This window comes from Streptomyces sp. SolWspMP-5a-2 (assembly GCF_900091845.1).
In the GTDB taxonomy this organism is placed as follows: Bacteria; Actinomycetota; Actinomycetes; order Streptomycetales; family Streptomycetaceae; genus Streptomyces; species Streptomyces doudnae.
Genome location: NZ_FMCI01000267.1, coordinates 1 through 26,430, shown reverse-complemented (window position 1 = coordinate 26,430; position 26,430 = coordinate 1). Strand labels below are relative to the sequence as shown.

22 protein-coding genes and 1 tRNA gene are annotated in these 26,430 nt (G+C 73.4%); 9 read left to right on the top strand and 14 right to left on the bottom strand.

The window, feature by feature from the left end; all coding sequences use genetic code 11:
• The first annotated feature begins 188 nt into the window (after positions 1-188).
• A complete protein-coding gene (locus tag GA0115242_RS27190) occupies positions 189-743 on the top strand; it encodes a flavin reductase family protein (protein ID WP_093832985.1) in 555 nt (184 codons plus the stop codon).
• Positions 744-835: 92 nt separating this feature from the next.
• On the top strand, positions 836-2,113 hold the full coding sequence (gene serS, locus GA0115242_RS27185) for a serine--tRNA ligase (RefSeq protein ID WP_093832983.1): 1,278 nt from the start codon (positions 836-838) through the stop codon (positions 2,111-2,113).
• Between the two features lie 203 nt (positions 2,114-2,316).
• On the opposite strand, the gene GA0115242_RS40935 is transcribed toward serS, so the two are convergent.
• Together GA0115242_RS40935 and GA0115242_RS27180 are read right to left on the bottom strand one after the other, a co-directional pair.
• The gene (locus GA0115242_RS40935) at positions 2,317-2,475 is read right to left on the bottom strand and encodes a hypothetical protein (RefSeq protein WP_176729923.1); all 159 of its coding nucleotides are present in this window, start codon (positions 2,473-2,475) and stop codon (positions 2,317-2,319) included.
• A 61-nt stretch (positions 2,476-2,536) separates the two neighbouring features.
• Entirely contained in the window at positions 2,537-3,532 is a 996-nt protein-coding gene (locus GA0115242_RS27180; RefSeq protein ID WP_093832981.1) for a DUF2156 domain-containing protein, read from the bottom strand.
• A gap of 175 nt (positions 3,533-3,707) precedes the next feature.
• On the opposite strand from GA0115242_RS27180, the gene GA0115242_RS40930 reads away from it, so the two are divergent.
• A tRNA-OTHER gene (locus GA0115242_RS40930) sits at positions 3,708-3,799 on the top strand.
• A gap of 149 nt (positions 3,800-3,948) precedes the next feature.
• Here GA0115242_RS40930 and GA0115242_RS27175 read toward each other — a convergent pair.
• A complete protein-coding gene (locus GA0115242_RS27175) occupies positions 3,949-4,509 on the bottom strand; it encodes a carboxymuconolactone decarboxylase family protein (RefSeq protein ID WP_093832979.1) in 561 nt (186 codons plus the stop codon).
• Between the two features lie 228 nt (positions 4,510-4,737).
• Here GA0115242_RS27175 and GA0115242_RS27170 point away from each other — a divergent pair, with 228 nt between their 5' ends.
• From GA0115242_RS27170 to GA0115242_RS27160, 3 genes are read left to right on the top strand one after another with little or no spacing between them, the layout of a single operon-like run.
• Complete coding sequence (locus GA0115242_RS27170; protein ID WP_237549337.1) at positions 4,738-4,983, top strand: acyl carrier protein; 246 nt, start codon at positions 4,738-4,740, stop codon at positions 4,981-4,983.
• Positions 4,984-5,015: 32 nt separating this feature from the next.
• Entirely contained in the window at positions 5,016-9,539 is a 4,524-nt protein-coding gene (locus GA0115242_RS27165) for a type I polyketide synthase (protein ID WP_093832977.1), read from the top strand.
• Positions 9,540-9,581: 42 nt separating this feature from the next.
• Complete coding sequence (locus tag GA0115242_RS27160) at positions 9,582-10,448, top strand: maleylpyruvate isomerase N-terminal domain-containing protein (protein ID WP_093832975.1); 867 nt, start codon at positions 9,582-9,584, stop codon at positions 10,446-10,448.
• 55 nt (positions 10,449-10,503) lie between these two features.
• Here the strand turns inward: GA0115242_RS27160 and GA0115242_RS27155 are convergent, their stop codons facing one another.
• Positions 10,504-10,878: a PaaI family thioesterase gene (locus tag GA0115242_RS27155; RefSeq protein WP_093832991.1), complete on the bottom strand. Its 375-nt coding sequence runs from the start codon at positions 10,876-10,878 to the stop codon at positions 10,504-10,506.
• 200 nt (positions 10,879-11,078) lie between these two features.
• Here GA0115242_RS27155 and GA0115242_RS27150 point away from each other — a divergent pair, with 200 nt between their 5' ends.
• The 3 genes from GA0115242_RS27150 to GA0115242_RS27140 all read left to right on the top strand — a co-directional run bounded on the left by GA0115242_RS27150 (position 11,079) and on the right by GA0115242_RS27140 (position 14,549).
• Complete coding sequence (locus GA0115242_RS27150; RefSeq protein WP_093832973.1) at positions 11,079-12,074, top strand: LLM class flavin-dependent oxidoreductase; 996 nt, start codon at positions 11,079-11,081, stop codon at positions 12,072-12,074.
• Entirely contained in the window at positions 12,071-12,835 is a 765-nt protein-coding gene (locus GA0115242_RS27145; RefSeq protein ID WP_093832971.1) for a thioesterase II family protein, read from the top strand. The genes GA0115242_RS27150 and GA0115242_RS27145 overlap by 4 nt, the downstream gene beginning before the upstream one ends.
• Positions 12,836-13,721: 886 nt before the next feature.
• Complete coding sequence (locus tag GA0115242_RS27140) at positions 13,722-14,549, top strand: AfsR/SARP family transcriptional regulator (protein WP_256089765.1); 828 nt, start codon at positions 13,722-13,724, stop codon at positions 14,547-14,549.
• A 392-nt stretch (positions 14,550-14,941) separates the two neighbouring features.
• On the opposite strand, the gene GA0115242_RS27135 is transcribed toward GA0115242_RS27140, so the two are convergent.
• The 10 genes from GA0115242_RS27135 to GA0115242_RS27090 form a co-directional block, all read right to left on the bottom strand.
• Positions 14,942-16,165 (bottom strand): beta-ketoacyl-[acyl-carrier-protein] synthase family protein, encoded by a 1,224-nt coding sequence (locus GA0115242_RS27135; protein WP_093832969.1) that lies wholly within the window; start codon positions 16,163-16,165, stop codon positions 14,942-14,944.
• Positions 16,162-16,392 (bottom strand): acyl carrier protein, encoded by a 231-nt coding sequence (locus tag GA0115242_RS27130; RefSeq protein ID WP_093832967.1) that lies wholly within the window; start codon positions 16,390-16,392, stop codon positions 16,162-16,164. Before GA0115242_RS27130 ends, GA0115242_RS27135 begins: the two co-directional genes overlap by 4 nt.
• A gap of 104 nt (positions 16,393-16,496) precedes the next feature.
• The gene (locus GA0115242_RS27125; RefSeq protein WP_093832965.1) at positions 16,497-17,522 is read right to left on the bottom strand and encodes a beta-ketoacyl-ACP synthase III; all 1,026 of its coding nucleotides are present in this window, start codon (positions 17,520-17,522) and stop codon (positions 16,497-16,499) included.
• Positions 17,519-18,547 carry a VlmB-like protein gene (locus GA0115242_RS27120; protein WP_256089764.1) on the bottom strand — a complete coding sequence of 343 codons (1,029 nt, stop codon included), beginning with the start codon at positions 18,545-18,547 and terminating at the stop codon, positions 17,519-17,521. The genes GA0115242_RS27125 and GA0115242_RS27120 overlap by 4 nt, the downstream gene beginning before the upstream one ends.
• A 49-nt stretch (positions 18,548-18,596) precedes the next feature.
• A complete protein-coding gene (locus GA0115242_RS27115) occupies positions 18,597-19,121 on the bottom strand; it encodes a hypothetical protein (protein ID WP_093832963.1) in 525 nt (174 codons plus the stop codon).
• A gap of 236 nt (positions 19,122-19,357) precedes the next feature.
• Positions 19,358-19,852 carry a type II toxin-antitoxin system RatA family toxin gene (locus GA0115242_RS27110; protein WP_093832961.1) on the bottom strand — a complete coding sequence of 165 codons (495 nt, stop codon included), beginning with the start codon at positions 19,850-19,852 and terminating at the stop codon, positions 19,358-19,360.
• A gap of 6 nt (positions 19,853-19,858) precedes the next feature.
• The gene (locus GA0115242_RS27105; RefSeq protein WP_093832959.1) at positions 19,859-21,145 is read right to left on the bottom strand and encodes an aspartate aminotransferase family protein; all 1,287 of its coding nucleotides are present in this window, start codon (positions 21,143-21,145) and stop codon (positions 19,859-19,861) included.
• Positions 21,146-21,172: 27 nt separating this feature from the next.
• On the bottom strand, positions 21,173-22,309 hold the full coding sequence (locus tag GA0115242_RS27100; protein ID WP_093832957.1) for an acyl-CoA dehydrogenase family protein: 1,137 nt from the start codon (positions 22,307-22,309) through the stop codon (positions 21,173-21,175).
• 32 nt (positions 22,310-22,341) lie between these two features.
• Positions 22,342-23,940, bottom strand: a complete 1,599-nt coding sequence (locus tag GA0115242_RS27095; RefSeq protein ID WP_093832955.1) for an aldehyde dehydrogenase family protein — start codon at positions 23,938-23,940, stop codon at positions 22,342-22,344.
• 369 nt (positions 23,941-24,309) lie between these two features.
• Positions 24,310-25,752 (bottom strand): MFS transporter, encoded by a 1,443-nt coding sequence (locus GA0115242_RS27090; protein ID WP_093832953.1) that lies wholly within the window; start codon positions 25,750-25,752, stop codon positions 24,310-24,312.
• Positions 25,753-26,430 lie beyond the last annotated feature (678 nt).

The following is a 26,430-nucleotide window of genomic DNA, read 5'->3' as shown; positions in this document are numbered from 1 at the left end:
GCCGCCGCGGGACCTGGCCCAGCGGTACGGGGCGGTGCCGTGCAGCCCGGCCGCCCACCGCACGCGCGCCCCGCCGGGGCGCCGCCTCCCCCCCCATCCACCGAATCCGCGGGAGCTGATCGACTCATGGACCACCAGACCCCCACCGGGACGCCGCACCACCCCGCTCAGGGACGGAGGGCCCTGTGATGGGGACCGCAGCCGTCGTGCGCGACGCCCGTCTGCCGGTGCGCCAGGACCCCGCCGAGCGCCGCCGGGGCATGTACCACCTGGCGTCCCCGGTCTCCGTGCTCACGGTCGCCACCGAGGAGCGCACCCACGGCACCACCGCGAGCACCGTCACCCTGGTGTCGCGCACGCCCCTGCTGGTGGGTGTGGTGCTGCGGACCGGATCGTCCTTCGCGGGACTCGCCGCCCGCGAGGGCCGCTTCGCGATCAACGTGCTCGCCGGTGAACAGGCCGACCTGGCCCGGTGGTTCGCGGACAGCGGCCGCCCCCAGGGCAGCGAGCAGTTCGACGGACTGAGCTGGCAGCCCGACAGCTACGCGAAGGCGCCGCTGCTGGCGGGGGCGCTCGCCCACTACAGCTGCCGCTTCCACTCCCTGCAGGCCGCGGGCGACGGAGAGCTGCTCCTCGGACACGTCGTGCGGGTCCGCACCGCCGACGGGCCGCCTCTGCTCAGCTACGCGGGCGACCTGTACGCGGGCGACCTGCGCGCGGCACCCGCGAAGCCGGCCGGCTGAGCCGCGGCCCGCCTCCCCACCGTCACCCCTGCCCGTACGCCGTCCGCACCCGGCGGCGTACGGGCGACCTCACGTTCACCCCAGGAGATCCCGTGCATGATCCGAACGAGCTGCTCGCCCCCGGGGCGGCGGCCGTGGAGCGGCTGGCCCGCCGCCGGTACGTCCTCGACCCGGCGCTGCTGGAGAAGGCGACCCGGGCCCGCGCCGAGACCGAGGCCGAAGTGACCCGGCTGCGCACCGAGTTGAACGCCTCCTCGCGCGCCAGGGGACGGACGGGTCCGCCCTCGGAGGAGGAGAAGGAGGCCGCCCGTGCCCTGCGGGCCGACGTCCGGGAGGCGGAGTCGGCCGCCAGGACCGCCGCGGCCGACCTCCAGACGCTGCTGCTGTCCGTCCCCAACATCCCGCTGGACTCGGTGCCCGACGGCGTCAGCGACGAGGACGCCGTGGAGGTGCGCCGGGGCGGACCGCCGCCGCGCGCCGGCGGCGGACGGCACCACGCCGACGTCGGCGAGTCCCTCGGCGTCCTGGACGCGCAGGCGGCGGCCGGGCTCTCCGGGGCCCGCTTCAGCGTCGGACGCGGCGCGGGCGCCCGCCTCGAACGCGCCCTGGCCGCCTTCTTCCTGGACATGCACACCGCCGAGCACGGCTACACCGAGTACTCCGTGCCGTACCTCGTCACCCGCGAGACGATGACCGGGACGGGCCAGCTCCCCAAGTTCGAGCAGGACCTCTTCCGCACCGAGGTCGGGGACCGGGAGATGTTCCTGATCCCCACCGCCGAGGTGCCGCTGACCAATCTGCTGGCCGGGCGGCTCCTGGACGCCCGCGACCTGCCGTACGCGTTCACCGCGCGCACCCCCTGCTTCCGCGCCGAGGCGGGTGCCTACGGGCGCGACACCCGGGGCATCCTGCGCCTGCACCAGTTCGAGAAGGTCGAACTGGTCAGGATCTGCGCCCTGGAGGACGCCCCGGCCCAGCTCGACCTGATGGTCGGGCACGCGGAGGAGTGCCTGCGCCGGCTCGAACTGTCCTACCGCGTCGTGCGGTTGGCGGCGGGCGACCTCGGGTTCTCGGCCCGCACGACGTACGACATCGAGGTGTGGCTGCCCGGCAGCGGCGCCTTCCGGGAGATCTCCTCGGTCTCCGACTGCGGCACCTTCCAGGCCCGCCGCGCCGACATCCGCTGCAAGGGGGACGGCGGCCGCAAGGCTCCGGTGGCCACGCTCAACGGGTCGGCGCTGCCGATCGGCCGCACCGTCGCGGCCCTGCTGGAGCAGGGCGTCACCGAGGACGGCGCGGTGCGGATCCCGGAGGCGCTCGTCCCGTACACCGGGTTCCGGCAGATTTTGCCGGGCGGGGCGACCCGCTAGTGCCGTGCCGGGCATCGCGAGCCGGTGAACCTTTCCGGTCACGGCACTAGGTCGTGTCCGCGAAGTCCCGCCCGCCGGGAGACGCCCTCCGGGCGGACGACGGGACTCCGCGGGCCCGCCCCGGGCGCACGGCACCGTACGACGGAGGGCGGGACCCGGATCCACCGGGTCCCGCCCTCCGTGGCGTCTCGCGGAGTCCCCGCTCAGGAGGCGCCGGTCAGACGCGCGTCGAGCGCCCTGACGACCTCGGCGGCGGAGCGCGCCACGTCCTCGTCGTCGGGGGCCCCGATGATGGCCATCAGCTTCTCCACCATGCTGTGCTGAAGGCTCTCCGTCGTGATGGTGCCGTCGTCGTCGGCCACGGTTGTCAGCTCCTCGTCCGTGCGGACCTCGGGAAGGGCGGCGCGGCGCGCCGCCGGGGTGTCAGAACGCCTTGCAGGCGCGGAAGATGTGGGCGAACGAGGCGAGCGACGCGCTCGGCCCGTCGAACGCGACGTACTCCGGGATGAGCGCGTCCGGCGCCCACTTCTGCTTGTACGAGAGCTGCGTCTGCGCCGGGTAGAGCGCCGCGCCCTCCGCCCACAGCGCGTGCATCAGCCACTGGAACGCCGGGCTGTGGCCGTCGAGTTCGTGCGCCGCGTCCAGGCCGGTGAAGGGGGTGAACCCGAAGTGCAGCCACGGCACGCCCTCGGAGCGGAACACCTCGATCGCGTGCGCGTTGACGGCCTCCATCAGGCCGGGGGAGCCGCCCGGGATCCGCCGGCTCAGGTCGTGCATCCAGCCCGCGCGCTCGCCGTAGACGGGCGAGTAGGAGATGTACGCGACCGGGTCGCCGTCGATGGTGCCCGCGAACAGCCGCCGCAGGGGCTGCACCTCGCCGCCCACCTGCCCCACCAGGAACTCCAGTTGATGGGCGCCGTCCTTGCCGCCGAGCCACGCCGCGTCGATCGCGGCGATCTCCTCGCCCCACTCCCCGGCGTCCACCTCCTTGATCTCCAGACCGTTGCGGTGGGCCCGCGAGATCTTGTTCCGCAGCTGCATGAAACGCGTGCCGCGCAGCGTGAAGTCCTTCAGCGTCACCGCCCAGGACGCGCCTATCTGGTTGACGGTGAACCCGCGCGCGGCGTACCGCTCGGCGTCCGCCCGCTGGAGCTGGACCCCGACGAGTTCCAGTCCCTCGCCTTTCACGTGTCCGCGGAAGGATTCGAGGAGCGGCTCGTATGCGTCCGGGGCGGCGAACGGTCCGCCGAACTGCACCGCGTACCGGCCGGTACGGCGATACACGATCACACCGTCGAGACCGGGCACGGTGTATGTACTGTTTCCGCTGTTGAGGGCCAGGAAGGAGCTTGGATTCTCGCTTCCGGTATGGGTGCGGACGGCCCCGAGAAGTGGTTCGTCCGTCGTGGCGGCAGTCATTCCTGTTCCCCTTCCGGAGATTTCTCTGGTCCTGCGAGTAAAACACCGGGGACTCGTTCTGCGGAAGACCGGAAAAGAGCTGCCCCGAGGCGTCAGGGATGCGTCAGCACTCCGTCAGGGCTGCCCGGCATAGTTGTTCTCGTGACCGGCGGAACAACACCGGGAACGGAAACAGGGAGAGGTGCCCGGAGTGGCTTATCGGGTGCCTGGAGTCAGTCTTCAGGTGGGGCCTCACGGCCCACGCAGGTTCGAATCCTGCCCTCTCCGCAGAAACAGGGGACGGCCGCGTGGAGCGGCCGTCCCCGAAGAATGTCGCACGCCGTTTCCCGCCCGTCCCCGCCCCGCCTTTCCCGGAACCTCCGTCCGGCCCCCCGCGCGCCCCGGAACCGCGTCCCGGGGCGCCGAGGATCCATCGCTCAGCCGTCCCGCATGAGCCTGGCCATGCGCAGCACGTCCTCACCCTCGGGGGCGTCGATCTCCAGGCCCACCACCGTCGAGACCCGCGCCACCAGGAAGTAGAACCCGACCAGGATCAGCGTCTCCACGAGCTGCTCGTCGTCGTAGTGGCGGCTCGCGCCCGCGTAGACGGCGTCGCTGACCTCGGGCCGGTCCGCCGCCGCCGCGGCGAACGCGACCAGCCCCCGCTGGGCGGGGCTGAGCACGGACGCGCCGTGGTCACCGGCGCGCACGGCGTCCCGTTGCGCGTCGGTGACCCCGGCGGCCCGGGAGAGCGGGATGTGCTGGGCCCACTCGTAGGCGGACTCGTAGCGCGTCGCGCAGGTGAGGATGACCAGCTCCCGGTCGACCGGGTCGAGGCCGCCGGAGGCCAGCAGCGCGGCGGCGACCCGGGCGATCGGCTCGACCGCGTTCGGGGCGTGGGCGAGGACCTTGAACAGGTTGATGATGCGCCCCTCGTCGAGCGCGCGGAGGGATTCGGGTAGCGCCTCGGGACCGAGGCAGGGAATTCGGGGCGTCATGGAGCGCTCCTTCGGGAGGCAGGAACATTCGGCGACATGGCAAAGAAAGTACAACGATCAGACTGCCCCGGTAAAGTCGACTTCGATTTCGGCGGGCGTGTGCTCCGACTGTCAGTCATGTGTCATCGGCGTATCAGGGGCCGTTGATTTCCTGTAGCGGATGAAGCCGTGTCGACGTACGGAGGAAGTGTGTCGCGCCTGGTTCCTGTGATGCGTGAATTGGCACTCATGCCCGAGCATGAACGCCGGGAGATAATCGAGGATCTGGTGGTGAGGGAACTCAAGTCCGCGCTCTTCATGACGGAGGAGGAGGACTTGCCGCTGGAGACCGGATTCTTCGACCTGGGACTCACCTCGCTGAAATTGAGCGAGGTGAAGTCGGTTCTGGAGTCGACCCTCGACTGCGAGATCCAGACGACGGTCCTCTTCCGGCGGCCGACCCCCGAGCAGTTGATCGACCACCTGACGGACTGAGGCCACCGCCCCGTCCCGGCTTGAGGAGAACCATGGCACAGACCTCGCGGGAGACCCAGCAGGAGCTCGCCGCCGCGCTGCGGGAGCTGCGGCACAAGGACGAGCAGCTCGCCGGGCTGCTGCGTGAGAAGCACGAACCCGTCGCCGTCGTCGGGATGGGGCTGCGGTGCCCCGGCGGGAACGACGACGTCGACACCTTCGCCGACTTCCTGCGCGCGGGCCGCTCCGGCATCGGACCGCTCCCGGCCGCCGAACGCCGGGAGATGGGCCACGACGCCGACTCGGACACCGGACTGCTGGAGGAGCACCCGCGCGGCGGCTTCCTCGACGGCGTGGACCGGTTCGACGCGGCCTTCTTCTCCGTGTCGCCCAAGGAAGCCCCCTACATCGCCCCCCAGCAGCGGCTGACCCTGGAGACCGCCTGGGAGGCGCTGGAGCACGCGGGCATCGACCCGGTCTCCCTGCGCCACGGCGACACCGGGGTCTTCATGGGCGTCACCTCGCTCGACTACATCTTCGAGGCGACCGAGCTCGACCGCGCCGACCTCACCCCCTACCTCGCCCCGGGACTCACCCACAGCGGGGTCTCGGGGCGCCTGTCCTACGCGCTCGGCCTGCGCGGCCCCAGCATGTCGATCGACACCACCTGCTCCTCCTCCCTGGTCGCCGCCCACCTCGCCGTGCAGGCACTGCGCGCGGGGGAGTGCGGCGTCGCGCTGGTCGGCGGCGTCAACGTCATGCACAACGCGCGCAGCCAGGCCGTCCTCGCCCTCGGCGGGATGCTCTCCTCCGACGGCCGGTGCAAGACCTTCGACGAGACGGCCGACGGCTACGCCCGCGCCGAGGGCTGCGGCGTCCTCGTCCTCAAGCGGCTCGGCGACGCCCGGCGCGACGGCGACACCGTGCACGCCCTCATCCGCGGCTCCGCCGTCCGCCAGGACGGGGAGAGCGTCGGCCTGACCGCCCCCAACGGCGCCGCCCAGGAAGAAGTCATGCGCGCCGCCCTGAGCCGCAGCCGACTGGAGCCCGGGGACATCCAGTACGTCGAGGCGCACGGCACCGGCACCGCGCTGGGCGACCCCACCGAGACCGACGCCATCACCGGCGTCTTCGGCGCCTCGCACAGCGGAGCCGACCCGGTCCTCGTCGGCTCCCTCAAGACCAACATCGGTCACATGGAGGGCGCCGCGGGCGTCGGCGGACTCATCAAGACGATCCTCCAGCTCCGCGAACGCACCGTCTACCCGCACCTCAACCTCGTCACCCCGTCCCCCGTCATCGCCTGGCAGGACGCCCCCTTCGCCGTCCCCACCGAGGTACGGCCCTGGCCGGGCGTGGGGGTCGGACGGGCCCTGGTCAACAGCTTCGGCGTGACCGGCACCATCGCCACCGTCGTCCTGGAGGAACCGCCCGCGCAGACCACGGCGTCCGCCGACGGCACCGAACGGCGCACCGGCACCGAGGAGCCGCCCGGCGCCGTCCTCACCCTCTCCGCCAAGAACCGCGCCTCGCTGCGCCGTCTCGTCGCCCGCCACATCGACCACCTGGCCCGCCGCCCCGAGCTGTCCGTCACCGACCTGTGCCGGACCACCAACGTCGGCCGCGCCCACTTCCGCAACCGGATCGCCGACCCGGTGAGCGACCGCGACGACCTCGCGCGCGTCCTCGCCCGCCGCTTCGCCGACCTCGGACAACCCGCGCCGAACGCCCGCGCGTCGACCCCCAAGGTCGCCTACCTGTTCTCCGGCACCGGCACCCAGTACCCCGGCATGGGCGCGTCCCTCTACCGCCAGTACGCCGCGTTCCGGGAGGCCGTCGACGCCTGCGACCGGGTCTTCACGCCCCTCACCGGCCTCGCGCCCGGCACCCTCGTCCGCGACGAGGACGACGTGCCGGGACGCGTCGACGAGGCACGCCACCTGCAACCCGCCCTGTTCACCCTGGAGTACGCCCTGGCCCGGCTCTGGCAGTCCTGGGGCGTGCGCCCCTCGGTGCTGGTGGGTCACAGCCTCGGCGAGTACGCGGCCGCCGCGACCGCCGGACTCTTCTCCCTGGAGGACGCGGCCCGGCTGGTGGCCGCCCGCGGCCGGCTGAGCGGCCGGGTCCAGCACACCGGCGGCATGGCGGCGGTCGCGGCCCCCGCCGCCGACGTCGCACCGCTCGTCGAAGCCTGGCCCGACCTCGCCGTCGGAGCCGTCAACGGCCCCACCCAGTGCCTGATCACCGGCGCCACCGCCGCCCTGGAGGCCGCCGCGGCCCGGCTCACCGAGCAGGGCGTGAAGGTGACGATGCTGCGCGGCGCCGCCCCCTACCACAGCGCCCTCATGCGGGAGATCGCCGACGAGTTCCGCGCCGAACTCGACACCGTCGAGTTCCGCACGCCCACCCTCGCCGTCGTCTCCAACGTCACCGGACGCGTCGCCAGGGCGGGCGAGATGGGCACCCCCGACTACTGGATCCGCCACCTCCTGGAACCCGTCCAGTTCGAGGCGTGCGTGCAGGCCGTGGAACGGCGCGGACGCCACGTCTTCGTGGAGATGGGGCCCTCCACCGCCCTGACCTCCCTCGCCCGCACCACCGCCACCGACCCCGAACACGTCTGGCTCACCAGCACCCACCGCGACGACGGCACCGGCGACATGGTCCGGCGCTCCCTCGCCGGGGCCTACGAGGCGGGAGTGGCCGTCTCGTGGACCGGCTACCACCGTGACGCGCCCCGCACCCGCATCCCGCTGCCCGCCTACCCGTTCGACCGCAGGCCCTACTGGCTGCCCACCCCGCAGCGCCGGGCCGCGGAGGCCGCCTGGGCCGCCGAACGCGCCGGCGGCACCGGGAACGGCGCGGAACTGCCGCTCCTGCACGAACAGCACTGGATCGCCCGCCCGACCGGCGCACCCGGCGGCAAGCGCGGCGTCCTGCTCCTCGGCGCCCCCGACGACCTCCGCGCCCGCCTCCTCGACGAGGCGCCCGGCGCGGGCGTCGAACCCCTGCGCGCGGACGGACCCGGGGAACTCCTCGCCGCCCTGCGCGAGGGCCCGCCCCGCGACGTCGCCTGGTTCTGGCGCCCCGCCCCCGAGGGCACGTCGGAGGCGGACCGGCTGCGGGCCGAGTGCGCCCGCAACTACGAGGACCTGCTCTCCCTGCTCGCCACCCTGGCCGAGGCGGGCTTCGGCGACGGACAGCGCCTGTGGCTCGTCACCCGCGGCGCCCACATCCTGCCGGGCGGCACCGGGACGGACACCCCGTCCGACCCGTCCGCGGCGGCCACCCTCTGGGGCTTCGCCCGCGGCCTCGCCGTCGAACACCCCGGCTACGGCGTCACCCTGGTCGACCTGGAACCCGGTGCCGACACCACGGGCCCCCTGCTCGACGAGTGGTCCGCCGCGCCGGACACCGAGGCCGAGATCGCCCACCGCGACGGCACCCGCTGGGTACGGCGGCTGCGTCCGGCCGGTCCCGCGCCGCGTCCGGAGCGGACGGTCGAGATCCGGCCCGACCGCACCTACGTCGTCGCCGGCGGACTCGGCACCGTCGGCCTGCGCCTGGCCCGCAGGCTCGCCGCCCTCGGCGCCCGCGACCTGCTGCTCCTCGGCCGCACCGGCGCCGACGCCCCCGACCTGGGCGACGGCGTCACCGTGACCGTCCGCCGCTGCGACCTCGGGTCGGCCGACGACGTCGAGCGGGTCTTCGCCGAACTCGCCGACGCCGGACGGGTGGTGGGAGGCGTCGTGCACGCCGCCGCGGCCGGTGACCACCTCCCGGTCGCCGAGCAGACCTGGCGGAACCTGGACACCGTCTTCACCACCAAGGTCTACGGGGCCTGGCTGCTGCACCGGGCCACGGCCGCCCTGGACAGCGCGGACTTCTTCCTGCTCTGCTCCACGGCCGCCGCCTGCGTCGGCTCGGCGCTGGCCACCGGACCCGCCGCGGGCGACGCCTTCCTCGCCCACCTGGCGGCCCGGCGCGCCGAGGCGGGACTGCCCGCCCTCGTCGTCGACTGGGGCCCCTGGGCCCCGGACGACCCGGACCCGGCGGCGCTCAGGAGCTGGCAGGCACAGGGCGTCGTGCCCCTCGACACGGCGGAGGCCGCCGAACTCCTCCCCGGCCTCCTCGACGGCGGCCGCGAACAGATCCTCGTCGGCCGCTGCGACTGGGACCGCCTCGTCGCCCGCAGGCCCGCCAACCCCCTCTTCGACGCGCTCGTCACCGCCCGGCCCGTCGGCGGCGCCACCGACCCGGCGACCCTGCCCGCCGAACCCGGACCCGCCCGCTCCGCCGCCGTCAACGCGCTCGTGCGCGACCGGCTCGCGGACGTGCTGCGCTTCCGCGACGCCGACGACGTCGAACCGGACGCCCCGCTGGCCGCGCTCGGCATGGACTCGCTCAACGCGGTCGACATCCGCAACGTCCTCCAGGCGACGTTCCGGATCACCCTGCCGACCTCCGCGGTCTTCGAACAGCCGCGGGTCGACCTGCTCAGCGCCCACATCGAGAGCCTGCTCCCCACCGGAACCGGGTCCGCGCCCGAGCGGGAGGACGCCCGCCGGGACGGCTGACCACGCCCCGCACCCCCGTCACCCACCGTCCGAGGACAGAACGTGTACTGGATCGACCACTATCGGCTCTGCGCGGAGATCCGCCGCCAGAGCGGACACCTGACCACCGCGCTGGCCCGTCTCCACCCCGGGACCCCGGTCCTCGACTGCCCCGGCTGGACCGCCGCCGACCTCGCCGCCCATCTGCACGCGGGCTTCACCTGGGCGGCGGGCCTGCTGACCGGCGGCACGACCGACTTCCGGCCCCCGCACGCCTTCCTCGGGGACGTCGCCGACGAGGAGGTCGACCCCGACGCCCCCTGGCCCGCCTACGTCGACACCCTCACCCACGCCCACGCCAAGAGCCCGGTCGGCATCCGGATCGCCGAGGGCGGCAGGGAACCCCTCGACCGGGCGGCCGCCGCCCTGCTCGACGCGCTGGAGTCCGGCGGCCCCGACCGCCCGGTCTGGACGTGCCTGGGCGAACAGCGCGCCCGGTTCTGGGCCGCCTGGGGCGCGCTGGAGGCGGGCATCCACCGCCTGGACGCCGAGGCCGTGCTCGGCGCCGCCCCCGCCCTGGACCGGGAGGTCTCCGAGCAACTGGTCGGCGTCCTGCTCGCCCTGGTCGCCGAACCGGCCTCCGCGGCCTTCTTCGACCCCCAGTTCACCCGCCTGCGGACGTCCGGCGAACGCATCCTCGTGCGCGCCCTCGACTCCGGCGGCGGACCGGGGCAGTGGCTGCTCGGCCTGCTGCCCGAGGGCCCGGCCCTGCTCGAACCCGGCTCAGCGCGCCCCCACGTGACCGTCGAGGCCCCGGGCGAACTGCTCCTGCCCCTGCTCAAGCGACGCGTCCCGCCCACCGCCCCCGGCATCCGGGTGACGGGCGACGGCGACGTGCTCCTCGACTACCTGGCCCACGTCTTCAGCTGACGCACGGACCCACCCGGGCTCCCCGCCGCCGGCGCGGCGGGGAGCCCCGTCCCGGTCAGCCCCGGTCGCCGCCGCGCACGGCCTGCGACTGGACGGTCATACCGACCGCGCGCCCGTCGTCGTCGGACAGCTCGGTCTGCACGACGACGATCGAGCCGCCCGTGTGCAGCGGCCTGGCCACCGCGTGCAGGGTGCCCGAGCGCACCGCGCGGAAGAAGTTCGTCTTCGACTCCACCGTCGACGTCGTCGCGCCCGGCGGCAGGTTCAGGAACGCGCACACCGCCCCCACGCTGTCCGCCAGCGTCATCAGCGCGCCGCCGTGCAGCACCCCCATGGCCGTGCACAGCTCCGGCGCCCACGCCAGGCTGCCCCGGACCAACGAGGCGTCCGCCTCAGCCAGTTGAACCCCGGTGGTCCTCGCGAACGGCATCAGATCGAGCAGGTCGTCCAGAGGCGCGGCGGGCTGGGTCACTGCGGGCTCCTCGCGGTCGTACGGATGGCTCCACGGACAGAAGGAGGGCCGACTCTAGTGCACCTGACCGGTACGAGACGGACCGTCAGCAGCCTGTCAGCCGCTGTTGGTTGGATCGGCACCACCGTTCCCTTGATCAGAGAAGGAAGAGGTGCTCGATGAGCGTCGTCCGCCGGCCGGTCCGTACAGGGGTCCTGCTGCCCACCCGAGAGCAGGCGATCCTGGGTGACTACAGTGCCTCGCCGCTCCTGGACTTCGCTCGACGAGCCGAGGAACTCGGGTTCGACTCGCTGTGGACGGGGGACTCGCTCACCGCCCGCCCCCGGCTCGACCCCCTCGTCGTGCTCTCCGCCGTGGGCGCCGCCACCCGCTCCATCACCCTGGGCACCGCCGCCCTGACACCCGCCCTGCGCCACCCGCTGATCGGCGCCAACATGGTCAGCAGCCTCGACCACATCACCGGCGCCCGGCTGGTCCTCGGCGTCGGTTCGGGCTTCCCGGTCCCGGAGACCGAGGACGAGTTCGCCGCGGTCGGCGCCTCGTTCGCGGGCCGGGCCGGACGGCTCGACGAGATCACCGCGCTGTGGCGCACCTGTTGGGCCAGCGACCGCCCCGGCGCCCCGGAGGCGTTCGACGGCCGCTACTGGCAGGCGTCCGGCCTCGACCGCCTGGTCAGCCCGCCCCGCCCCGACGGACCGCCGCTCTGGCTCGCGGGCAGCGACACCCCGCGGGTGCTCGACCGGGTCGCCCGGCTCTACGACGGCTGGATGCCCTTCCTGCCGTCCTCCGAGGCGTACGGCACGGCCTGGCGGCGGATCGAGGAACTGCGCCGGGACGCCGGACGCCCCGACGGCGCCGTCACCCCCGGCCTGTACGCGACGATCAGCGTCGACGCCGACGAACGCCGGGCCCGCGCCGGTCTCGAGGACTACATCGAGCACTACTACGGCCGCACCCTGGAGCAGATGTCCGCCATCCAGGCCTACGCCTGGGGCTCCAGCGAGAGCTGCGCCGAGTGGCTCGCCGGTTACGTCCGCGAGGGTGCCCGGCACATCGTCATCCGGATCGGGTCGCTGCGCCCGGAGGCCCAGCTCCAGGAGATAGCCGAGGTGCTGCTGCCCGCCGTCCGGCAGGCCGTGCCGGAGGGCGCGTGAGCACGCCGCCGGCGCGCTGGTTCACCGCCTCGGAGACCGGTCCCGACGCCCCGTACACCGTCTTCGTCTTCCCGCACGCCGGTGGCTCCGCCGCCCAGTACCGGGCCTGGTCGGCGACCCTCCCGCCGGACTTCGACACCCGCTTCGCCCAGCTCCCGGGACGCCAGGAACGGCTGCGCGAGAAGCCGTACGACGACCTGGACGCCCTCGTCGACGCGCTCAGGGACCCCTTCGAGGGCGAACTCGACGACCGTCCGTACCTGGTCTTCGGACACAGCTTCGGCGCGCTCCTCGGCTACCGGCTCGCGGTCGCCGTGGCGGCCGACGGCGGGCCCGCCCCGGCCCTCCTCGGGGTGTCCGGCTGGGCACCGGGCCCCGCGCCCGGAGCGGGACGGGAGAGCGTGGCCGACCTCACCGACGAGCAACTCGTCGACCGGGTCGCGGAGTTGGGCATGATGCCGAGCGGGGTCTCCCTCGACCCGGCCACGCTCGCCACCCTCCTGCCCGCCCTGCGCGGGGACCTCGTCGCGGTGAGCCGCTTCCGGGACGACGGGGCGCCCGCGCCCTGCCCGGTCGCCGCCTACGGCGGAGCGGACGACCCGCTGCTCCCGGCGGCCGGGATGGACGCCTGGGAGCGCCTGGGCACCCCCTTCCTGGGCTCCACCACCTATCCGGGCGGTCACTTCTACCTCTTCGACCACGCCGCCGCCGTCCAGCACAGCCTCGGCCGCCATCTGAGGCGTCTGGTGGCGACCGCCTAGCCGGGACCCGACCGGGCGCCCGTCGGCGCCGTGCGAACGCCCTTTCCTGCGGGGCCGCTCCAGCTTCGGAGCGGCCCCGCACCGCGCTCTGCGCACCCGGACCCGCCGCACGGGGCCGCCGCGGGACGGGGACCGTTCGGACAGGACTCCCACAGCGAAATCACGGAAACGGTCAGCGGCCGGACGCCGGGGGAAGCGGGGGTGACCGGCGCGCCGATCTGGTCGGTATCTCGAACGTGGTTCGCATTCGACCGGTCCGTCCGGACGCCTCCCTGTGCAGGAGGTCCGCGGCGGTGCCCCCGCGGCGGGTCCCGCGCGGGGCGTCCCGCACCCGGTGACCCGAGCGGCCGCGGAGATTAAGCGGAACGGGCGCCGAACGGAGGGGAGAGCCACAGCGGGACCTGATTATCGGGCACGGCGGAATGCAGACGGAATCTCGTGAAAGGGTCCGCTCGGGTGAGCGGGACATGGCGCAGGGCCCGCCGTGAGCGCTCCGCCGGGTTAATAGCGAGTCAATGATCCCATAAATCGTCGGCCGTCAATTACCTCAGAGGTAATTGGGAAGGTATTTATTGCCCGCCGGGCGACTGGATGTTCGAATCGGCCAACTGCTGTCACCTGGTACTCGGCCATCTCGGCCTGTCCGAACGGCGTAATGTCCATGTTTTCGCGGGAATGTTTCTTGAGTGGATCAGTGCCGGTGTCATATCGCGTCCGGAAGTGTGCTGTCCGGTTACTGCTGTGGTCGGTCTTCATCCTCTTGTGGAAAACGGGGTCTGCGGAGTCAATGGATGAGGTATCCGCGTGGCGCGATCGGAGGAAAGAACAAATGCACAACTTTTTCCGTACGGATAAGTTGAGTAAAAGCACTGAGGGAGTGTCCGCGGTGCAAGCGGAACGGCTCGGCGCGCGGGGTACCGGCCTGTTCTTCCGGGTCCTCGGCCCCCTGGAGATACGCGCGGGAGACCGGACGCACACCATGACCGGCAGCCTCCAGCGCACCCTGCTGACCGCCTTGTTGATCAGTCCGGGACAGCCCCTGTCCGCCGAGCAGCTCTACGGCGAGCTGTGGGGCGAGAATCCGCCGGCCACCTTCGAGAACTCGCTCCAGGCGCACGTCTACCGGTTACGCAGGACGCTCCAGAAGCTGGCGGGACCCGCCCACACCGCGCCGGAGCTGCTGACCCGGTCCTCGGGCTACGCGCTCGACCTGCGGGCCGGTGCGGTCGACGCCGAGAGCTTCCGCGACCTCTCCTCCCGCGCCAAGGAATGCATGCGCAGGGACCCCGAACGCGCCTACCGGCTCTTCGGCGAGGCCCTGTCGCTGTGGCGCGGCGAGCCGTTGCAGGGGGTCGCGCAGGGGCCCATGTGCCAGAGCGTCGCCCTGGCGCTGTCGGAGGAGTACCTCGCCGTCGTCGAGGACACCCTCTGGCTGGGCATGCAGCTCGCCGATCCGGTCCACACCATCAGCGAGCTGAAGCGGATGAGCGCCATCCACCCCTGGCGGGAGCGGCTCACCGAGATGCTGATGCTGGCCCTGTACCGGGCGGGCCGGCAGGCGGAGGCGGTGGAGGCCTACAACGGGGCGCGGCTGCGGCTGGTGAACGAGCTGGGCCTGGAGCCCTCGGCCAAGCTGCGCAGGCTGCTGCAGGACATCCTCAACCAGGACCCGGCCCTCGACCCCCGCGCCCTGGTGCCCGAGGCCGCTCTGTGACACCAGGCACCACCCGCGTCCGCCCCCGCGCCGGTCGGCCGGCGGGGAGCGGCCGACCCGTTTCGGGCCGCAGACGCCCCCCCGGAGCGCCACTGAGCCGCCGATGCGACGGCACCCCGCGCCCGCGGGGAACCGTCGCGCTCGCGGCCCGGTGGGGCGACGGGAACGGCCCCGACTCCGGGACAGCGGAGCCGGGGCCGTCGCGCGAAGGACGGGGCCTGCCAACGGGCTTCTCAGACAGGCGCGTTGGGGGAGCGAGGTACGGGGCGGGACGGGAACACCCGCGCGGCCCGGTCCTGGTGGGGAGGTACCAGGACCGGGCCGCGCGGAGGAACCGGCACCGCGGTGATCGGAAACCGTGAAGGCCCACCCGCCCCCGATTGCCCCGGCTGTCAGGCCCTGGCGAGGGCCAGGACCGCGTTCTGGCCCCCGAACCCGAACGAGTTGCTGAGGGCCACGCCGTCCGGGCAGCTGGCCGGGGCGGTCGCCACCTCGATGTCCAGCCCGGGATCGAGCGTCGACAGGCCCGCGGTGGGCGGCACCACCCCCGTCTCCAGGGCGAGGACCGTCAGCGCGGCCTCGACGGCACCGGCGGCGCCCAGCATGTGTCCCGTGACCCCCTTGGTCGAGGTCACGACCGGACCGTGCGGCAGGACCCGGGCCAGCATCCGCCCCTCGGCGAGGTCGTTGAGCGGGGTGGACGTGCCGTGCGCGTTCACGTGCCCGACGTCACCCGGGCCCGCTCCCGCGTCGGCGAGCGCCGCCCGCACCGCCGCCTCGCTGCCCGCGCCCTCCGGATGCGGGCTCGTCATGTGATGGGCGTCCGCGCCCGCCCCGTACCCGACCACCCGGCCGCGGATCCGCGCCGACCTGGCCCGCGCGTCCGCGGTCCGCTCCAGGACCAGCACCGCGCCGCCCTCCGCCGCGACGAAGCCGTCCCGCCCCGCGTCGAACGGGCGGGACGCGGTGGCCGGATCGTCCTCCCGGCCCGAGAGCGCGCCCATCCGCGCGAAGCCCGCCATCACCAGCGGCGTGATCATCGCCTCCGCGCCCCCGGCCAGCACCACGTCGCACCGGTCGAGCAGCAGCAGGTCACGCGCCACCCCGATGGCCGTCGCGCCCGAGGCGCACGCCGTCGCCACCACCAGGTTGGGCCCGGTGGCGCCGAACTCGATGGCGGTCTGACCCGCCATCATGTTCGGCAGCTGCATGGGCAGCAGCAGCGGCGAGACCCGGTGCGCGCCCTCGTCGAGGAGCGTGCGGTGCTGGGCCTCGACGGTGCCGGGGCCGCCGTCGGCGCACCCCAGCACCACACCGACCCGCGCCCCGTCCCACTCCGCCGGGTCGAGCCCGGAGTCCGCGATCGCCTCGCGGGCCGCCACCAGGGCGAACCGCGTGAAGGGGTCGAGGCGCAGCGCGCGGCGCGCGCCCAGCAGGACGTCGGCGTCGAACCCGGGCACCCGGCACGACAACTGGACCGGGTTGCCCTTGAGTTCGGGATCGAGAGCCGCGGTGGGCCGGCCGTCGAGGACACCGGCCCAGGAGGCGGCGGTACCGCACCCGGCCGGTGTGACCAGACCGAGGCCGGTGACCGCGACGTCGGCACCGGAGGTCATGCCGAGGCGCTCCGCTCGACCATCAGGTCCGCCATGTCGCCCATGGTCGCCGCCTCCAGCAGCTCGTCGTCGCTGATCTGCAGGCCCAGCTCCTTCTCCAGCAGCAGCGACAGCTCCACCACGGCGAGCGAGTCCAGCTCGACGTCCTCCCGCGTCGCCTCCGGGGTGACCTGCTCCGGAGCGACCTTGAGCTTGCTGACCAGCATTTCCTTGAGGGTCTCGAACACGGTGTCATCCTTCGTTGTCGGGCCGGTCCGGCGCGCGGACCGGCACGGGTCCCGCCGCCCGGTGCGGCGGGAGGGGGCGCGGCACGGGTGCGCCGCGGGGTCGGTCAGTCGTCGAGCGTCTTCAGTTCGGGCCACACCAGGGCGGTCGCCCCCCAGGCGAGCCCCCCGCCGAAGGCGGTGAGCAGCGTGCGGTGACCGGCCCGCAGCGTGCCGCGTTCGGTCGCCTCCGCCAGCAGGACCGCCAGCGACGCGGCCCCGGTGTTGCCGGTCCACTCGATGTTCGAAAGCCGCCGTTCCTGCGGGATGCCCAGCTCCTCGGCGACGGCGGTGAGGATGCGGGCGTTGGCCTGGTGGGCGGCGAACCGGTCGGCGTCGAGCGGGTCCTCCCAGCCCGCGGCGGCCAGGGCGGCCCGCGACGACTCGGTCATCCGGCCCACCGCGTGCCGGAACGTCTCGCGGCCGCGCATCCGGAAGAACTCGTCGCCCGGCTCGGGGGCGACCCCCGAGGAGCGCTGCCGCGAACCGCCCGCGGGCACCTCGATCAGCCCGCCGAGCGAGCCGTCGCTGCCCAGCACCACCCGCCCGACGGCGCCCGGTTCGTCCGCCCGCCCGGCGCGCAGCAGCACGGCGCCCGCGCCGTCGGCGAAGATCACCGCGGTGCCCCGGTCCGCGGGGTCGATGATCGTGGTGAAGGCGTCCGCCGCGATCAGCAGGACGCTGCCCACCGTGCCGGAGGCGATCAGCCCCGCCGAGGTGGCCAGCCCGTACAGGAAGCCGCTGCACACCGACGAGACGTCGAACGCGGGGACCCCGCGCAGCCCGAGCCGGTCGGCGACCAGCGGAGCCGTGGCGGGGCAGGGCTGGTCGGGGGTGGTCGTGGCGAGGACCACGGCCTCGGCGCCGCCGCCGCCCGCCGAGGCCAGCGCCCGCCGTCCCGCCTCCACCGCGAGGTCCGAGGTGGCCGTGCCCGGCGCGATCACGTGCCGGGAGGCGATCCCGGTCCGCGACCTGATCCATGCGTCGGAGGTGTCGAGCCGCGCCGTCAGGTCGTCGTTGGTGACCACGTCCGGCGGCAGGTACCGGCCGATGCCCGCGATCACCGCCGCGGGCGCCGTGGCGGCCCCGCTCATACGGTGCCGCCGCCCGCCAGCGCCTCCACCGGCAGGCCCATGTACGCCATCCGGACCTCGGCCATCTCCTCCGTCCACCGGTCGGCCATGTCGTAGCGCTGCTCCGGGGTCGTCTCCAGCATCTTCACCCCGGGCCAGATCTCGTAGTCGCCGATCAGGTCCGCGTGGGCGGCCATGCCCTGCTGGAACAGCTCCTCGCGGTGGATGACGTACTCCCGGTCCGGGACCTCGTCCCAGAGCTTCACCCCGGCCTGGATGATCTCCATGATGTGGTCGCGGGAGCCGGGGTCGCGCTTCAGGTGGTCGCGCAGGATGGTGCTGGCCACGGTCAGGTGCCGGATCTCGTCGATGGCGGTGCCCCGGGAGATCTCGCCGGTCGCCGGGGACAGCGGCGTCCACTTGCGCTCGCTCAGCTCGGCGGCGGGGGCGAGCACGCCCTCGATGACGATGGCGAAGACGGCGACGCCGCCCATGAAGTCCCCCTTGTCGCGCACCACGTCCAGGGTGAAGTCCACGACGGGCTGGAGGACGTCACGGCGGTAGTCGGCCGCGAGCGCGTCGATGTCGTCGAGCAACGAGGCCGCGGGCATGCCCAGTTCGACCAGGTGGTTGCGGAACACCCGGGCGTGCCGGGCCTCGTCGATGAGCTGCGTCGCGTAGAACTCCATCTCGGGCACCCCGGGCGCGATCGGCACGTAGTGGCCGAGCAGCCGGGTGGCGATCTCCTCCGACAGGCCGCGGAAGCCGAACTCCAGGATCAGCGCCTCGCGCAGCGGACCGGGCTCGGTGAGGAAGCGGGGCACCGTCGCGTCGGCGTGGTGGCCGGTCTCGCCCCGGTCGCGCAGGGTGCCCTGCGCGACGGAGGTGATCCAGTAGGCCAGGTCGCAGTCGGCGGGGCCGAGGGTGAGGCTCTTGGCGCCGTCGAGGAGGCCGGGGGCCTCGTCCCAGTCGGCCTCGCGGGCGACCGGCCGCGGCGCGGCGGCGGGGACGCCCACGGCGTCCGGTGTGTCGGTTCCGGTGGTCACAGCGGTGACCTCTCCTTCGGTCGGGCGTGGATGCAGGGGTGGGGCGCGGTCAGCCGGCCGGCCGGGTCGGGATCTGCGCCGGGACGTGACCCACCGGGGTCGGCTCGGTCGCGTGCCCGACCGGCTTGGGGTGCGCGAGGCCAAGGTCGTCGAGGAGCCGCAGGTAGCCCTGCTGCCGCACCGGCTCGAAGGGCAGCGCGTAGGACTTCATGAAGTTGCCGAACAGGCCCCGGTCGCCGCAGAGGTGGAACGGGATGACCAGCAGCGCCCACTCGGGGCCGATCAGCCAGCACCACAGACCGACGACCGCGCCCTGGGTGATCAGGCTGTGCATGACGTTGTAGAGCGTGTAGTACGTCTTCGAGATCGGCCGCCCGTCGCTGCGCCGGAACGCCAGCGCGCCCGGGAGGTAGCCGATGACGTCGATGTACAGGAACAGGGCTACCGCGGGCAGCCAGCGGATCTCGTCGTAGTGGACGACCATCAGGACGGTCGACACCGCGAGGCCCACCAGGTACTCGGCCCGGTGCAGGGTGAACGTGCGTGGTGTCTCGAAGGGGTTGGCCTGGTCCATGGGTGACTCCTCAGTGGGCCGGTCCGGGGGAGGGACCGAAAGGGGACGGGTGGGGACGGGTGGGGACGGGAGGGGACGGGAGGGGAGGAGGCGCGGTGGGGCGCGCGGAGCGGGGACGGAGCCGTTCACCCCGCTCGCGCCCAACGGGTCGGCGAGGCGCAGCCGTTCACCCCGTCCGCGCCCAACGGGGCGTCAGGGCACAGCCGTTCACCCCGTCCGCGCCGCAGGGGCCGCGGCTACGCGGGGGTCGCGGCGCCGGGGCGGGCGGTCTCGGGGCCCGCGATCCCGCCGAGGATCTCGGTGCCCGGGTGCATCCCGGCCACCGCCCACGCGACGGTCTCCTTCACGACGCGCTCGGCGATCGGGTCGAGGATGCCTTCGAGGCTGGGGATGCCGAAGTCGAAGTCCGCCTCGAAGCGCACCCTCACGTCGTCGTCGTGCTGGACGAGGGACCAGGTGCCGCGGAAGGTGTCGAAGTCGCCCTCGGTCTGCTCGAAGCGGATCTCCAGCGCGTCGACCAGGAACTCGTCACGCTCGGTCCAGCGCAACAGGCCGCTGCGGAAGTGCAGTTCCCAGCTCGACGTGCAGTCCGGCTCGGGGTACGTCGCGTGCACGGTCGTCGACTGGACGTGCGGGGCCAGTTCGGGATAGCGCTCCCACCGCCGGACCGCGTGCAGGACGTCCTCGGCCTTCGCGCCGGGGACCAGGGCCTCCAGGAGTACGTGTCGCATGGCGGATCATCGCCCTTCGGGCATGGTCGTCGAGTTGCGGATCAGGTCACGGGTCGCCAGGTCGAAGCCGTCGAGCAGATGGCGGACGTCCGCGTCGTCGAGCACGGCGGGCGGGGTGAAGCGCACCACGGAGCTGCCGTTCATCGAGTGGTTGGCCACCACCCCGTGGTTGAAGAGTTCGATCAGCAGCTCGCCCGCGAGCCCCGCCTCGGTCAGCTCGACCCCGATGAGCAGCCCCTTGCCGCGCACCTCGACGAGGAGGTCGCCCAGGTTGCGCCGGGCGATCTCGGTGATGGCGGGCAGCAGTCGGGCGCCCAGCTCCATCGCCCGGGTGACCAGGTGCTCCTCGCCGACGGCCCGGACCGCGCCCTGCACCGCGGCCATCAGCAGCGGCTGACCGGCGAACGTCCCGGTGTGGATGTACGGGTCGAGGTCGAAGGGGCGGAACGCCTGCCGGGTGGCGATCACCGCGGAGACCGGCACCACCCCGCCGCCCAGCGCCTTGCCGGCCAGCAGCACGTCGGGGAGCACGCCCTCGATGTCGGCGCCCCACCACTCGCCCAGCCGTCCGAAGCCCGACTGGACCTCGTCGAGGATCAGGAAGCCGTCGAACTCCCGCACCAGCGCCTCGACCTGACGCAGATAGCCCTTGGGCGGGATGATGACTCCGCCCTCGCCCTGTACCGGCTCCAAGATCACGCACACCTCGCCGGGGTGCGCGGCGAGTTCAGTCCGCAGCGCGTCGGCGTCACCGAACGGCAGGTGGGTGAAGTCCGGCAGCAGCGGCCTGAACGGCTTCTGGTAGACCTCCTTGGCGGTGGCCGACAGCGCGCCCAGGGTCTTCCCGTGGTAGCCGCCCCGCATGGCGACGGTGCGGCGGCGGCCCGAGGCCCGCGCGAGCTTGAGTCCGGCCTCCACCGCCTCGGCGCCGGAGAGCGCGAAGTGGACCCGCTCCAGACCGGCGGGCACCACGGACAGCAGCGCCTCGGCGGCCCGTGCCACCGTCGGCTCCAGCAGGATGCGGGTCGCGGTCGGGTGGGTGCGCAGCTGGCGGGCGACCGCCTCGACGACCAGCGGATGCCGGGCGCCCATCAGGAAGACGCCGTAGCCGCCGGCGTTGAGGAACCGTTCGCCGTCGCTGGTGGTGAGCCAGGCGCCGGAGGACTCGACCTCCATGTGGCTGCCGAAGAGTTCGGCCACGGTGGCCCGGCCCTTGCTGAGATGGGCCCGGTACAGACCGAGGATCTTCTCCTCGGTGTCGGGGGCGGATGTCGCGGTGGTCAGGGCGGTCATGACGCTGCTCCAGGAAGGGGGTGGGGGTCAGGAGAGTTCCAGCGGGCCGCCGGTGAACCACGACAGCAGCGGCTCGGCGGCGGAGGACTGACCCGGCGGGTGGAAGGCCAGCGGGCGCACCGCCATGGCCAGTCGGCTGCGGTCCGAGCCGCGGATGAAGTCGATGCCGCCGAGCAGGTCGAGGGCCTGGTCCGCGGCGTGCGCGAGGGCGCGCTGCGCGGCGTACCGGGCGACGAGCACCTCGGCCACCGCCGCCTCGCCCGCCAGCCCGTCACGGACCGCGCGCGCCGCGCCCTCCAACTGCGCGAAGGCGGCCTCGCAGCCGATGGCCAGGGCCGCGCGGTCGCCCTCGCTGCCGCGCCCGCGCTCCAGCACGGTGGCGACCAGCCCGGCGGCGGCGCCCGCGTACCCGGCCGAGATCAGCAGGGTGAAGCAGACGAACCCGGTGGTCTGGAGGTCGTCGAGCCGGTGCGGGTCGTCGGACGAGGTGCGGATCACGAGGTCGGCCGCGACCGGGGTGTCCTCCAGGCGCACCTCGTCGCTCTCCGCGGCGGCCAGGACGTCGTTGCCCCAGAACGGGCTGACGGTGATCCCCGGAGCGTCGGCGGGCACCAGGGCCAGGGCGAGTTCGGGTCCGTTCGGGCCGGGCACGGCGATGCTCACCGTCAGCAGGTCCATCGAACCGGCCAGGCTGCACGGCTTCTTGCTGCCGGTCAGCAGGTAACCGTCGTCCGTGGGCACCGCGGTCACCGACGGGACGAGGATGTTCTGCTGGGTCTTGCCCTCCGCCCAGCCGGACGCCATCAGCTGCCGCCGGGGCGCGATCCCGCCCAGCACCTTCATCTGACTGGCCGTCAGACGTCCTGCGGTACCGGCCAGTTCGTAGAGCATGGCCGCGGTGAAGTGGTGCATGGCGGTGGCGGCCGCGAGGGACGGCGACACCGAGCCGAGCGCCCGCTGCACCCGGATCGCGTCCAGCAGGTCGGCCCCCAGACCACCGTACGCGCGCGGCACCATCAGGCCCGCGCCCCCGTGGTCGCGGAAGAGGCCGATCACCGGACTCCCGGCCGCCTCGCGTTCTTCGTAGGGAATGCTCTCCAGCGCCTTGATCAGCCCCGGATGGTACTGCTGGCACAGCTCTCGGGCGGTGTCGAGGGAACGCAACAACGGAAGACCTCCGGTCGTGGGTGGGAAAGTCAGCTGCCGAAGACCGCGTCCCGCGGCCGGACGCCCCGGGCGACACTGACCCCCTGGAGGTGCGAGGTCTTCAGCATCGGGTAGTTGGCCTCGCCGAACGCGCCGCCGGTCAGACCGGTGCCGCCGTGGCTCGGCAGGTAGGGCAGGAAGCCGATGTGCGAGTCGTTTATCTTCAGCAGACCGCCGTTGCCGATCCGCTGCACGAACGCGGAGATCACCGTCTCGGACTCCGCCCACAGCGAGTTGCGCAGCCCGTACTCGTTGGTGTTGACGAAGTCGATCAGATGGTCGAGGAGGTCCTCGTCGCCCGCCGGGTCGAGCACCACGATGGGCAGCAGCGGGAAGAAGGTCTCCTGCCGGACCACGTCGTGCTTGCGCGCGTCCGCCAGTCCGTCGATCCGCAGCACGGTCGGCTGGAGGAAGACGCCGGTGTCCGACGGGGTGCCGTCGACCTCGGTGCGGCTGCCGCCGGTCACCAGTTGCGCGCCCTGCCCGTAGGACTGGCGCAGCAGGTCGAAGAACCGCTCGCTGCGCCGCACCGGCGACAGCAGGACGTCCGGGTCCTCCGGATAACCGGGACGCACGGCGGCGGCACACGCGGCGACCTCCGCGATCAGCCGGTCGGCGATCTCAGGGTGCGCCAGCACGTAGTTGGGCACCATGCAGATCTGCCCGGAGCCGTAGAACGCCTCGCAGATCGCCTCGGCGGCCCGGGGGATGTCGGCGTCCCGCCAGACGACGATGCCGTCGTTGCCCGCGAGCTCCAGGATCGGCTTCTTGCCGCGCGCCACGCACTCCTGCTGGAAGCGCAGCCCCTCGGTGCTGCCGCCGATGTAGAAGATGTCGTCGATCAGCGGGTCCTCGAGCCACTGGTTCAGCGTCCGGCCCGGGTTGGCGCAGATCGCGTTGAGGACCCCGGGAGGCGCGCCGATCTCCTCCAGGAGCGGACCCACCACGTCACGCAGCAGCCACATGGTGCTCAGGGCGATGCTGCGCGGCGCCCGCACGACCACCGCGTTGCCCGCCATCACCGCCAGCACGGCCAGCGCGGCGCTCGGCGCCGGGGCGTTCTGCGGCGGGTGGAAGGCGACGACGCCGTCCGGCTGGCGGCGGACGATCAGCCGGCGGTCCCCGTGCGCGATCTCCGTGTGCATCTGCTCCCGGTACCAGCCGAGGCTCTCCTCGCTGTAGATCTGTAGCAGGCAGCTCAGCTCCCAGCGGGCCAGGCTGACCGGGTGCCCCTCCGCCACCAGCATCTCGATGAAGGTGTCCTCCTGGCGGATCAGCTCCTCCCGGAACATCGACCCCAGCCGCATCCGCCGGTCCAGCGGCACCGCCGCCCAGCCCGGGGCCGCGGCCGCCGCGGCCTCGCTGGCCAGCGCCACGGCGGTGTCGCCCGCCACGGCGCACCGGCCCGCCACGTACGGGTGCGTCTTCTGCTCCGACTCCGGGTTGCGCTCCAGCTCGCGCTTCAGGCCGACACTGGTGAAGACATCCTCCAGAAGGGAGCGCGACTCAACCGTGTAGACCCATTCCTCGCTGTCCACGTCTTTTCCCGCGATGTAGAGCTTGTAGCTTCGCAATGTGCTCTCCGGCACGCTCTCCTCCAGGAAATACAATTCATCCGCACGATCTCGCAGTGAATTCTGGCAGCGCCCCCTGACGCGATTCTGACGCCGTCCTGACCCGGTTCTGACGCTTATCCGGAACTCTTTTCGCGTCCATTTCGGTCTGCTCTAATTCCCTTGCGCGGCCCGCTCGGCGCGCGCTGGACCGAACGTTCTCACGTGCACCGTCCGATTGGATTCGGCACGGCCGCGCCCCGAATTCACGACGAATCCGCGGCGGCGGCCCCGTCCTGGGAGAACCCCCATGTGCGCACAGACGAGCACTCCGTACAGCAGCAGCGCCCCCGAACTCCGCCATGTCTTCGCACGGTTCATCGCGGCGGCCTTCGGGGTGCCCGATCAGGACGAGCCGACCGGCGCCCCGGCCTCGTCCGTGCGGTCCGCGCCGCGGGCACCGAGCAGGACCACCGCCGCCGCCAGCGCCACCATGGCCGCGGCGATCGTCGCGAACAGCGTCCCGGGACCGCCCCGCTCCAGGACCGGCAGCAGCGCGAACGGCAGGGCGGCCGCGGTCAGTTTGGACAGCGAGTAGGCGGTCCCCGACGCCTGGGCGCGGATCCGCGTCGGATACTGCTCCGCCAGGAAGACGTGCGAGGCGCTGGAGAAGACGTTGCTCACCAGCGTGTACGCGAAACCGCAGGCGATCACCGTCGACGCCGACCCGGCGAACGCGAAGCCCAGGCCCGCCACCGCCATGCCGAGCGCCGACAGGGCCACCAGGAACCGGCGTTCGACCCGGTCCATCAGCGGCACCGCGAGCAGCGCCCCCACCGGATAGCCGACGAAGACGGTCGCGGTGTAGCCCAGGCCCTGGACCACGTCGTAGCCCTTCGCCGCCAGCACCAGCGGGGCCAGCGTGCCGAAGCCGTAGTAGCCGACCGTCGAGAGCAGGCAGAGCAGCCAGCACTGCACCGTGCGGCGCCGCAGCCCCGGCGAGAACAACTGCCGCAGGAACGGGCCGGACGGCACCGCGGACCCGGGGTCGACCCCGCGTCCGCCCGGCTCGGGCGCGCCGCCCGACGGGTCCGCGTCCCGGCCCGCTGCGGGCTCGGTCAGCGGCTTGCCGAGGCTCCTGGCCTCCGCCTCGAGACGCGCGGTCAGCGCCTCGGCCTCGGCACGCCGGCCGACCGCCGCGAGCCAGCGGGGCGACTCGAACAGACCCCGCCGCCACGCCCACACCACCGCCGAACCGGCCGCGCCGAGCGCGAACAGCCAGCGCCAGCCCGCCACCCCGAACGGCGCGAGCGGCACCAGCCACATGGCGGTGAGCCCCACCGCGGGGACCCCGCAGAACCCGAGCGTGTACGCCCAGGCCATCAGCCGGCCGCGGTGCCGGGCGGGCAGCACGTCGGCGAGGTAGCTGTCGCTGAGCGTCTGCTCGGCGCCGATGCCGATCCCGGCCAGGAACCGCGTCGCGATCAGCCAGCCGACGGACGGCGAGAACGCCCCGGCCAGCGAGAAGAACGAGTAGATCGCCAGGTTGACGAGGAACGCCCGGCGGCGGCCGAGCCGGTCGGCGAGACGCCCCATCAGGATCGCCCCGAAGAACTGGCCGAGGAACACCGACGCGAGGACCAGCTTCACGTCTGTCGCCGTGAGGGCGAAGTCCGTCCGCAGCACCTGGGAGAGCGTGCCGGACAGGTTGTTCTCGTACATGTCGAAGAGCAGGCCGATGCCGATCACGGTGGTGATGCGGCGGTGGGTGGGCAGGACGGGGAGACGGTCGAGCCGCTCCGCGACCGACGGAGCCGGTCTGACCGCCCCGAGAGTGTCGTCGGACATGGTGATGCGCGGACCTTTCCTGCGGGGGACGGCGGGACGTGGATCGGCAGGGCCGTGGCACACGAACCGGAGGGGGCGTGCCGCGGCGGGACGTGGTGCGCGGGGGAGCGGTGCCGCTCGGGGCGAGGCTCTGGACGGGCGGGGCCGGGGCGGCCGTGGGCGGGCGGTGCGTGGCCGGACCCGGTCCGGCCGGTGACCGCCACCGGCCACCGACCGGACGGCGGTCCGGAGCCGGACGCCGCCTGCTGCTGGACACCGACAGGCCGGCCGCCCGGTGTCGATGCCGGTGTGCGGTGCGCGGTGCGCGGTGCGTCGGCGACCGGTGCGGGACCAGGACGTGCGGGACGAGGACGTACGGGACAAGGACGTGCGGGACGAGGACGTGCGGGACAAGGACGTGCGGGCCACGAGGGCGAACGGCCGTCTTGCACCCGCCGTCTCCACGCCTGCCGGTCGGCGTGCGGGCGGCGAGCGCAACCGGCCGCCTTGCACCCCGCCGCCCCATGCCCGAGGCCCGCCGCCTCCGCCCTCCGCCGTCCGCCCGTCGCCCGCAGTCGGCAGGCGGGCGCACCGGGCGGTCCGGCGCCGACGCACGGCAGGCGGCGAACGCGCCACGAGCCGTTCGCGGACCGGTGGGATCGGCCGCGCCGACGTGCCGAAGGCGGCGGGCCCCGAGGA

Bases quoted from the DNA above. Each gene is read 5' to 3' on its own strand.
- GA0115242_RS27190 (WP_093832985.1), top strand. From the start codon at position 189: ATGGGGACCGCAGCCGTCGTGCGCGACGCCCGTCTGCCGGTGCGCCAG.
- GA0115242_RS27170 (WP_237549337.1), top strand. From the start codon at position 4,738: ATGCCCGAGCATGAACGCCGGGAGATAATCGAGGATCTGGTGGTGAGG.
- GA0115242_RS27180 (WP_093832981.1), bottom strand. From the start codon at position 3,532: ATGACTGCCGCCACGACGGACGAACCACTTCTCGGGGCCGTCCGCACC.
- GA0115242_RS27155 (WP_093832991.1), bottom strand. From the start codon at position 10,878: ATGCCGTTCGCGAGGACCACCGGGGTTCAACTGGCTGAGGCGGACGCC.
- GA0115242_RS27105 (WP_093832959.1), bottom strand. From the start codon at position 21,145: ATGACCGCCCTGACCACCGCGACATCCGCCCCCGACACCGAGGAGAAG.
- GA0115242_RS27150 (WP_093832973.1), top strand. From the start codon at position 11,079: ATGAGCGTCGTCCGCCGGCCGGTCCGTACAGGGGTCCTGCTGCCCACC.
- GA0115242_RS27115 (WP_093832963.1), bottom strand. From the start codon at position 19,121: ATGGACCAGGCCAACCCCTTCGAGACACCACGCACGTTCACCCTGCAC.
- GA0115242_RS27175 (WP_093832979.1), bottom strand. From the start codon at position 4,509: ATGACGCCCCGAATTCCCTGCCTCGGTCCCGAGGCGCTACCCGAATCC.
- GA0115242_RS27135 (WP_093832969.1), bottom strand. From the start codon at position 16,165: ATGACCTCCGGTGCCGACGTCGCGGTCACCGGCCTCGGTCTGGTCACA.
- GA0115242_RS27165 (WP_093832977.1), top strand. From the start codon at position 5,016: ATGGCACAGACCTCGCGGGAGACCCAGCAGGAGCTCGCCGCCGCGCTG.
- GA0115242_RS27110 (WP_093832961.1), bottom strand. From the start codon at position 19,852: ATGCGACACGTACTCCTGGAGGCCCTGGTCCCCGGCGCGAAGGCCGAG.
- GA0115242_RS27090 (WP_093832953.1), bottom strand. From the start codon at position 25,752: ATGTCCGACGACACTCTCGGGGCGGTCAGACCGGCTCCGTCGGTCGCG.
- GA0115242_RS27125 (WP_093832965.1), bottom strand. From the start codon at position 17,522: ATGAGCGGGGCCGCCACGGCGCCCGCGGCGGTGATCGCGGGCATCGGC.